The sequence below is a fragment of the Arthrobacter sp. Hiyo1 genome, assembly GCF_001263615.2.
Lineage (GTDB): Bacteria > Actinomycetota > Actinomycetes > Actinomycetales > Micrococcaceae > Arthrobacter.
Genome location: NZ_DF952470.1, coordinates 239705 through 242960 on the forward strand (window position 1 = coordinate 239705; position 3256 = coordinate 242960).

General features: G+C 65.9%; 2 protein-coding genes and 2 pseudogenes. 3 read left to right on the plus strand and 1 reads right to left on the minus strand.

Annotated features, from left to right (window positions below; translation table 11 throughout):
• A partial coding sequence (locus tag AHiyo1_RS09990; RefSeq protein ID WP_059388471.1) for a PEP-utilizing enzyme occupies positions 1–2083 on the plus strand: 2083 nt, incomplete at its 5' end.
• Here the strand turns inward: AHiyo1_RS09990 and AHiyo1_RS09995 are convergent.
• A complete protein-coding gene (locus AHiyo1_RS09995) occupies positions 2010–2369 on the minus strand; it encodes a metallopeptidase family protein (RefSeq protein WP_059388472.1) in 360 nt (119 codons plus the stop codon). The genes AHiyo1_RS09990 and AHiyo1_RS09995 overlap by 74 nt on opposite strands.
• Positions 2370–2711: 342 nt before the next feature.
• On the opposite strand from AHiyo1_RS09995, the pseudogene AHiyo1_RS26535 reads away from it, so the two are divergent.
• Positions 2712–2792: pseudogene (locus AHiyo1_RS26535) on the plus strand (LacI family DNA-binding transcriptional regulator); the annotation flags it as partial.
• 172 nt (positions 2793–2964) lie between these two features.
• A pseudogene (locus AHiyo1_RS26540) lies at positions 2965–3256 on the plus strand (LacI family DNA-binding transcriptional regulator); the annotation flags it as partial.

Genomic DNA, 3256 nt, shown 5'->3' on the forward strand with positions numbered 1-3256 from the left:
CACCGGCAGGATCACGGAACGGCGGATCGGGGACCGGAAGCTGGTGATTCGCTCCGTTCCCGGCGGCGGGACCGAAAGGCTCGACGCCGAGCCTCGGGCCGAAGACGGAACCGCGCGGGACGCCTGCCTTGCCGACTCCCAGATCAGGGCGCTCGCGGTCCTCGGCCAGCGCGTCGAGGAGCACTACGGAGCACCGCAGGACACTGAATGGGCCATCGACGGCGACGGCAAACTGTGGCTCACCCAAGCGCGCCCCATCACCACGCTCTACCCGCAAATGACCCGGCAACCAGCAGTCCCCGGTCCGCACGCGTACCTTTGCTTCAGCCTCGCCCAAGGCCTCACCCGCCCCCTCACTCCCATGGGACTCGCGGGCATCAGGCTCATGGGGTCCTCGGTGGCCGGCGCGGCGGGATTCCGGGTTCCCGAACCGCGGGACGGGCCTTCGCCCTACTACGAGGCGGGGCAGCGGATCTATTTTGACCTCACTTCGGTGCTCAGGAGCAGGGCCGGGCGCGCCATCGTGCCCAGGATTTTCGACGTCATGGAAGCACGTTCGGCGTCCATCATGCGTGCCCTGTTCGAGGACCCGCGTTTCGCCGTCACCAGCAAGACGCCTTTCAAACTGCTCAGGCACGTTGGCCCGATCGTGCTCCGCTTCCACCTTCCGGAGACGCTGCTGCGTGCTCTCTTTCGGCCGGACGTTGCCCTTGGCAAGGTGGAACAGCTGGACGGGAACCTGAAGGCCACGCATGAATTCCCCGCCGGTGCCACCCCTCGTGAAAAACTGGACCACGCCGAGCGGATACTGCGCACGGAATTGTTCCCCATACTGCCCAATATCCTTCCCCCGGTAGCGCTCGGCTTCGCGATGATGGGGCTGGTACGGAAGCTGCTTGGAGAACAGGCTTCCTGGGGTGAGCTCCAAACCATCATCCGCGGCCTGCCCAACAACGTCACCACCGAAATGGACCTTGCGCTGTGGCGGCTCTCGGCCAGTATCCGTGACGATCCCGCTTCCGCAGTGGCGTTTACCGGTGGCGATCCCGCTGAACTCGCGGAGAGCTACCGCGATGGCAAGCTGCCGGTCGTCGCGCAATCGGGATTGGCCTCGTTCCTGCGCGACTACGGGCACCGGGCCATCGCGGAAATCGACCTGGGCATGCCCCGCTGGTCCGACGACCCCACCCACATCATCGGAGTCCTGGTCAATTACCTTCGCCTCGACGATCCCCGCCTGGCGCCGGACAAACAGTTCGAAAATGCAGCCCGCGACGCCGAGGAACAAGCCGCCGTGCTGGTGGCCCGTGCGCGGTCCAAGAGTCCGCTCCACGCCAGGATCGTGAAAATGGCACTCGAACGGACACGCATGTTTGCCGGGCTCCGTGAACTTCCCAAGTACCACCTCGTGCGAGGCTTCGCCGCGGTCCGAGCACAGGTTGCGGAAGCAGGGGAGGCCTTGGCGGAAGCGGGAATCATCGACGATGCCAGCGACGTCTTCTTCCTGGATTTCAACGACGCCCGCCACGGCTTGGACGGCAAGGATCTCCACGAGCTCGTGGCGCAGCGCCGCGAAGCCTATGAGCTTGAACTCAAGCGCCGCCACGTGCCACGCGTGCTGCTCTCCGACGGCACCGAGCCGGAAGCGCTGCCAGCCGGTCTCCTGAGCGGCGCGACGGGGGCACCGGCGTCGGACGGCATGCTGTTGGGAACCCCGGCTTCGGCGGGAACCGTGACGGCGGTGGCAAGGGTGATCATGGACCCGGTGGGCGCGCATCTTGAACCCGGAGAAATCCTGGTGGCGCCCTCGACGGATCCCGGCTGGACGCCCCTCTTCCTGACCGCCGGGGGACTCGTGATGGAGATGGGCGGTCCCAACTCGCATGGCGCCGTCGTGGCTCGTGAGTACGGGATTCCGGCAATCGTGGGCGTCCCGGATGCCACGTCCCGGATCAGCACAGGACAGACGATCACGGTGGATGGCGCCGCGGGGACGGTGGCTTTCCAGCCTATCCCCAGCCGAGTTCGTGCAAACGGTCGTCGCCGATGCCGAAGTGGTGGGCGATCTCATGGATCACCGTGATGGCCACTTCGTCGATTACTTCCTGGCGGGATCCGCAGATATCCAGGATCGGCTGACGGAAAATGGTGATCCGGTCCGGGAGGGAACCGGCATCCCACCAAGAGTCCCGTTCCGTCAACGGCACGCCCTCATACAGGCCCAGGAGTACGGTGTCCGGTTCGTCTCCAGGCTGCGGGGTGTAGTCGTCCTCGATGAAGATGGCCACGTTGTCCATGGCCCGGGCAGCTTTGTCCGGGATGAGGAGCAATGCATCGCTGACGGCTGCCTCGAAGTCTTCCGGCGACATACTGAACGGAACGGTACTGGCCGCCGCGGCGTCAGCGCCAATCCCGGGACCCCGGATCCGGGGCCGGGGAGCGGAGAGGAAATGCGCTGGCCGCCAGGGGCATCGCCGTCGGGAACAATCGGCAGGCCGGGAGGTAAATTCGCGGGCATGATCCGACTCTAGTCCGCGGCGCGGTCGTTGACGCCGGATGTGATGACAGCTACAGTTTTCCGGGCTGGTAATTCGTATAACCCAGCCCCAGGTTAAGCCCAGCCAGTCGTGCGGATCCTGTGACAAGCACCCCGGAGTTCCCAGTAGACAGGCCAGCCCATGACCCGCCCCGGCAGCCGCTCAGGCACGACGATGAACGACGTCGCTGCCGCTGCCGGTGTTTCCCAGGCCACGGTTTCCTTGGTGCTCAATGACGCCGCAGGAACCAGGTTCTCTGAGGAAACCCGACGCCGGGTCCATGCCGCCGCCAACGAACTGGGGTATCGGACCAACGCCCACGCCAAAGTGCTCCGCGACGGCGTTGCCGGGATGATCGGCTTCGTCGGCGACTTCGTGGCCACGGCGCCATTCGCGGGCAAGATCATCGAGGCGCCCAAGCCCGGGCTTGGGAGCCGGACTGCTCCTCCTGACCGTCAACACCGGTGGCGACAAGGCCCTCGAGGCCGCTTCGCTGGAGACCATGCTGTCCTACAAGGTGGCCGGAGTGGTCTACGCCGCCATGTACCACCGGGTCCTTGACGTACCAGACGTCCTGGCCGAGGTGCCCGCCGTCGTGCTCAATTCGCGCGACCGGTCCGGGCGGTTCCCGAGCATCGCCCCGCAAGAGGAGCTGGGCGGCTACACCGCCACCAAACGCCTGGTGGACGCGGGTCACCGGCATATCGCGATGATCAACG

Bases quoted from the DNA above. Each gene is read 5' to 3' on its own strand.
- AHiyo1_RS09995 (WP_059388472.1), bottom strand. From the start codon at position 2,369: ATGTCGCCGGAAGACTTCGAGGCAGCCGTCAGCGATGCATTGCTCCTC.